Source organism: Streptomyces ipomoeae 91-03 (genome assembly GCF_000317595.1).
Lineage (GTDB): Bacteria > Actinomycetota > Actinomycetes > Streptomycetales > Streptomycetaceae > Streptomyces > Streptomyces ipomoeae.
On record NZ_AEJC01000269.1, the window covers coordinates 1 to 4,707 of the forward strand.

The following is a 4,707-nucleotide window of genomic DNA, read 5'->3' on the forward strand; positions in this document are numbered from 1 at the left end:
GGGGGAGGCGGAGGAGGCGCCGGCCAGACCCCCGACCCGGACCCCGACCCGGACCCCGGCCGCCGAGACGGCGGCGTGAACCGCCTCGCCACGGTGGGCGCCCCGTACACATCGGGGGGCCGCTGCCCTTCAGGCCGCGACGCATCAGGCCGCGATTCTCCCGGCCCCCGCGCAGACCCATCCCCCCGCAGCTCCTCCGGCAGCCGCAGATAAGGATTGGTGTCCGGGTTCGGCGGCCGATAGGGGGTGCCCGGCGTGTAGGGCCCCGCCGGAGAGGGCACCGACGAGGACGCCCCCGCGTAGGTCTCGCCGATCGCCGCACTCCCCGCCGCCCAGGTAGCCCCGGTAGCCCCCGAGTCCCCCCGCGCCAACGGCGCCACCCGCCTCCCAGCCGCCCCGGACGCGCACGCGAGCAACGCCCCGGCCGCCCCCGCCCCGGCCCCCCACAGCGCGCCCAGCACCAACGCCATCGCCGTCTGCCCGTGCAACTCGATCCCCGCGCCGAACGCGTCGATGCCGAACACGGCCAGCGAGGCGTCCACCGACACCTCCGTCGCCCGGACAAGCACCGGCAGTGCGACCGCCGTCGCGGCCCCGAGCCGAAGAGCGCAGCGCCCCGCGAACCGGAACGCGCCCCCGCCCCGTACATCCGCACCGGTCGCACCCCCGGCAGCGGCGGCACCCGACCCCCGTACAAACGGCGTACCGGAAGACGCGCCGGACGACGTGCCCGACGTACCGGAAGGCGCACCGGACCTCGTACCGGACCCGGACCCCGTACCGGTCGCCGTACCGAGAGGCGTACCGAGAGGCGTACGCACGGCGGTCAACACCCCCGCGTACAACATCGTCAGGGCCGCCGCGATCCCCAACAGCCAGATCCGGCCGTCCAGTTCGGCGAGGCGGCCGAGGGTGACGGGCTCGTCGGCGTCGATGCGGAGGAGTTCGTCGAGCGGGCCGGGCAGGAGGTCGGCGAGGGCGCCGGTGGCCTTGCCGTTCCAGGGGACGAAGAGGCCGATGGGGACGCCCAGCCAGACGCCGTTGGGGGCGCCGAGCAGGGCCGCGCCGGCGATCCGCCTGGGGTGGGGGTCGCCGATCGCCGCGTACGCCGCCGCCGCGAGCCCGGCGAGGACCGCCACGAGGAGCACGGTGACGACGGCGGACACGGCCGGCCGTACGACCCGGTGCACGGCGTCGAGGCCCCGCGGCAGGGGAGTGCGGCGCGAGGCCAGCAGGGCGATCAGCAGCACCCCCAGGCACCAGGCCAGGGCGCCGAGCAGGGTCGGCACGGTGTCGACGGTGAAGCCCACCTGGGCGTTCGCGTCCGCCAGGTCTCCGAGCCGGTCCGGCAGCAGTCCGCCGCCGATGTCCCCGACGCCGCCGAGCCCGGGGATCTCGATGCTGTCGAGGCCACCGCCGTCGGCAGTTCATCGAGGCCCAGTTCGCCGCCGTCGAGGGTGATGACCGCCTGCCCGGCCCAGGCCAGCCCGCCCATCAGCGCCACGAAGAGCACGACCACCGTGCCCGCGCGCGCGAGGAGTTCGAAGGGCGCTATCACAACTCCCGTGCCCCGCAGCGACCGTAGGAAGAACCAGGACATCAGGAGCGCGCCCACCAGGCTGACGCCCAGTGGCGCGATCTCGATGGCGGTCGTCGCCTCCGCTCCTTCCAGGCCAAAGACGGACACATCACCGGACGGTGCGACGGACCCGCCCGCCCCAAGCGCCACAACCGCCGCTGTCATCGGCCCGAGTTCGCCCGCCGAGTCGGCCTCCAGCAGATGCAGACCGAGCGCGGCCGTACCCGCCATTCCGATCAACGCCCAGCTCACGGCGGCGATCGCGGAGAACAGGACGTCCCCCCACGGCAAGCGCCTGCCACGACCGATGCCATGCCCACCGCCATGACCGATGGTCTGGTTGCTCATGGTCGGACCCCCGATCCGCATCGCGGCGTTGGACCGCTGATGTCCCCCTCGCGGGGGATTACCACTCTCCGGCCCGATTTCAACCCCGTCAACGGGACCGGCCAAAGCCCCCGTACGTACTCTTCACAAGGCCCGACTTTCGGTCAGGGGGCCGAGCCTGAAATAGTTCCCCCCGATGTTCGACATCCCTAGACTCCCTGTGATGGGGGTAACTCGGGGGACAACTCAGTGGGGCATGGAGTGCCGGAACTCGTACTGGAATTGAACGGACAAACCTGGACGCTCGATCCGTCCAGGGCATACACCCTCGGAAGAGATCCGCAGGGAGACATCGTGTTCGACGACGCCAGGGTGTCCTGGCGCCACGCCACGATCAGCTTCAGCGGCCGTAGTTGGGTGATCGAGGACCACGGCAGCACCAACGGCACGTTCGTACAGGGCCAGCGAATCCACCAGTTGGAGATCGGCCCCGGCTCGGCCGTGCACCTGGGCAACGCGACCGACGGCCCGAGAGTCAGCCTCTCCGGTGCGGCGGCTGCTGTCGCGCAGCCCCAGCAGCCGTACGCCGCCCAGGGCGCGAGCGCCGGATACGCCGCTCAGCAGGCCCCGCAGCAGCAGGTGCCGCAAGCGGGCTGGCAGCAGCCGCAGCAGGCCCAGGTCCCGCATCAGCAGGGCTATCCGCAGCAGGGCCCCGGTGGTGGCGCGGGGGCGCCGCCGGTCTACGGCGACCGCAGCCCGACCACGTTCCACCAGCTGGCCCTCGGCCGCGTGATGCGCATCGGTCGTGCCCTGGAGAACGACCTGGTCGTCTCCGACCTCCAGGTCTCCCGCAACCACGCCGAGTTCCACGCGACGCCCGACGGCCGCTTCGAGATCCGCGACCTCGGCTCCCACAACGGCACGTTCGTCAACGGTATGCCGATCGCCAAGGGCGGCACGGCACTCCTCGGCCCGAACGACATCGTCGGCGTCGGCCACTCGACGTTCCGCATCGTCGGCGACCGGCTCGAAGAGTTCGTCGACACCGGTGAGGTCTCCTTCTCCGCACGCCATCTGACGGTCACCGTCGACGGCGGCAAGCAGATCCTGAAGGACGTCTCCTTCGGCGTCCCGGAGAAGTCGCTCATCGCGGTCATCGGCCCGTCCGGCTCCGGCAAGTCCACCCTGCTGAAGGCGCTCACGGGCTACCGCCCCGCCAACCAGGGTGATGTCCTCTACGACAACCGGAACCTGTACAAGCAGTTCGCCGAGCTGCGCCAGCGCATCGGTCTGGTCCCGCAGGACGACATCCTGCACAAGGAGCTGACCGTCAAGAAGGCCCTCAAGTACGCGGCCAAGCTCCGCTTCCCGGCCGACACCACGGCCGCCGAGCGCGAGGCCCGTATCGACGAGGTGCTGCGCGAGCTGAAGCTGGACATCCACAAGGAGAAGAAGGTCACCTCCCTCTCCGGCGGCCAGCGCAAGCGTGTCTCCGTGGCCCTGGAGCTGCTGACCAAGCCCTCGCTGATCTTCCTGGACGAGCCGACCTCCGGCCTCGACCCGGGCATGGACCGCGACGTCATGCAGCTGCTGCGCGGCCTCGCCGACGACGGCCGTACGGTCCTGGTGGTCACCCACTCGGTGGCCGAGCTGGCGATCTGCGACAAGCTCCTCGTGATGGCCCCGGGCGGCTCGGTGGCGTACTTCGGTCCGCCCGAGGAGGCCCTGAACTTCTTCGGCTACGAGACCTGGGCCGATGTCTTCTCCGCCTTCGAGAACTACCGCGACTACGACTGGGCGGGCCGCTGGAAGGGCTCGCAGCACTACCAGATGTACGCCGCGGACATCGACGCCGTCGCCCCGCAGTCGGTGCACATGCCGCCGCCGCAGTCGATGCGCCCGCCGAAGCCACAGGGCTGGTTCTCGCAGCTGGGCACCCTCGTCCGGCGCTACCTCGCGGTCATCGTCTCCGACAAGGGCTTCCTGGCGCTGACGGTGATCCTGCCGGCCGTGCTCGGCGCGGTCAGCCTGCTCATCGACCCGGACAAGGACCTGCTGGTCAGGAAGCTGAACCCGGCGACGGGCATGCCCATCCCCAACGGCACGGCCACCACGGTGCTGCTGATCCTCGCGGTCGGCGCCTGCTTCGCGGGCGCCGCCAACTCCGTACGTGAGCTGATCAAGGAACGGGTGATCTACGAGCGCGAACGGGCGACCGGCCTGTCGCGTTCGGCGTACCTGATGTCCAAGGTGATCGTCCTCGGCACGGTCACCGTGCTGCAGGGCGCCATGGTCGGCGCGATCGGCTTCTCCAGCCGGACCATCCCCGACGAGGCCCTGATCTTCGGCGACGGCAAGGTCGCCGTCATGCTCGAACTCTCCATCCCGATCATGGGGCTCGGCTTCACCTCGATGATGTTCGGCCTGGTCATCTCCTCGCTGGTGAAGACCGCCGAGAAGACCATGCCGCTGCTGGTGATGTTCGCGATCATCCAGGTCGTCTTCACCGGCTGCCTGTTCGCCCTGCACGGCAGCCCCGGCGTCAACGAGTTCTCGTACCTGATGCCGTCGCGCTGGGCCGTCGCCGCCGCGGGCGCCACGCTGGACTTCAACAACATCAGCCCGCCCAAGGAGAGGGGCGACACCGACCCGCTGTGGGACCACACGGCCGGCGTCTACAGCTTCGACATGATCGCCCTCGTTCTGCTCGGCGTGGTCTGCGGTTTCCTCGTGGCCCGCTTCCTGCGCCGCCACGAGCCCGAGGTCATGCGCAAGTAACCTCCACCGGCACACGCGAAGGG

At 70.7% G+C, this 4,707-nt stretch carries 3 protein-coding genes; 1 reads left to right on the forward strand and 2 read right to left on the reverse strand.

All coding sequences use genetic code 11. The features are described from left to right. Both STRIP9103_RS17610 and STRIP9103_RS53455 read right to left on the reverse strand, forming a co-directional pair. Positions 1-1,355 (reverse strand): streptophobe family protein (locus tag STRIP9103_RS17610; RefSeq protein ID WP_411572420.1); only part of this gene is annotated, 1,355 nt, incomplete at its 3' end. Continuing rightward, on the reverse strand, positions 1,241-1,927 hold the full coding sequence (locus STRIP9103_RS53455; RefSeq protein ID WP_411572419.1) for a streptophobe family protein: 687 nt from the start codon (positions 1,925-1,927) through the stop codon (positions 1,241-1,243). The genes STRIP9103_RS53455 and STRIP9103_RS17610, both read right to left, overlap by 115 nt. A gap of 240 nt (positions 1,928-2,167) precedes the next feature. Between STRIP9103_RS53455 and STRIP9103_RS17615 the strand changes: the two genes are divergently transcribed. Next, positions 2,168-4,684: an ABC transporter ATP-binding protein/permease gene (locus STRIP9103_RS17615; protein ID WP_048820468.1), complete on the forward strand. Its 2,517-nt coding sequence runs from the start codon at positions 2,168-2,170 to the stop codon at positions 4,682-4,684. Positions 4,685-4,707 lie beyond the last annotated feature (23 nt).

Excerpts from the sequence above, each read along its gene's own strand:
- STRIP9103_RS53455 (WP_411572419.1), bottom strand. The coding sequence starts at position 1,927 with ATGAGCAACCAGACCATCGGTCATGGCGGTGGGCATGGCATCGGTCGT.